The sequence below is a fragment of the Desulfosporosinus shakirovi genome (assembly GCF_020595055.1).
In the GTDB taxonomy this organism is placed as follows: domain Bacteria; phylum Bacillota; class Desulfitobacteriia; order Desulfitobacteriales; family Desulfitobacteriaceae; genus Desulfosporosinus; species Desulfosporosinus shakirovi.
In genome coordinates this window covers 1-517 of sequence record NZ_JAJDOO010000100.1, presented here as the reverse complement: position 1 = coordinate 517, position 517 = coordinate 1, and the positions used below count along the sequence as shown (strand labels likewise).

Annotated in this window: 2 pseudogenes; both read right to left on the bottom strand. The window is 50.1% G+C overall.

The window, feature by feature from the left end:
• A pseudogene (locus LJE72_RS25990) lies at positions 1–197 on the bottom strand (NADH-quinone oxidoreductase subunit N); the annotation flags it as partial.
• A pseudogene (locus LJE72_RS25985) lies at positions 197–517 on the bottom strand (NADH-quinone oxidoreductase subunit M); the annotation flags it as partial. The pseudogenes LJE72_RS25985 and LJE72_RS25990, both read right to left, overlap by 1 nt.

The window sequence follows — 517 nt, the reverse complement described above, 5'->3', positions numbered from 1 at the left end:
CCGTCCAAGAACGCCGCTTCCTGTCCGTAGAAAAAGTCATACAGAGTATAACTGAGAACCCCTAATAACGAGAAAACAGTGAGTGGCATCATCCCTTTACGAGCGCCGGCTGGAATCAGGAGTCCAATGGCCAACAGAATCAAGGCCAGGGCGGCCAGCGCAATTTCAGGCGTGAGCACTGTAGCGATATTGAACATTAGAACAACCCTCCCATCTTCGCCTGACTCACCATCTCAAGTACCTTGGCCAGGCCTGAGGAGGTAACTCCGGTATCGATCATTCCCAGTAAGATATTCGGGAAAATTCCTCCCACAAAGATCACAAACCCGAATAGGACGAGAGGAACGAGTTCAGGTCCTCGAATATCGGTGAGATGATCCCATTCAGAACGGCGCGGTCCGAACAGTACGTTGGCTATCGTCCGCAAGATATAAACGGCTGTAAAGATAATCCCCGCTATACCCAGAACCGTTTGTACAGGCAACGCTTTAATGGCACCCATGAAAATGGTGAACTC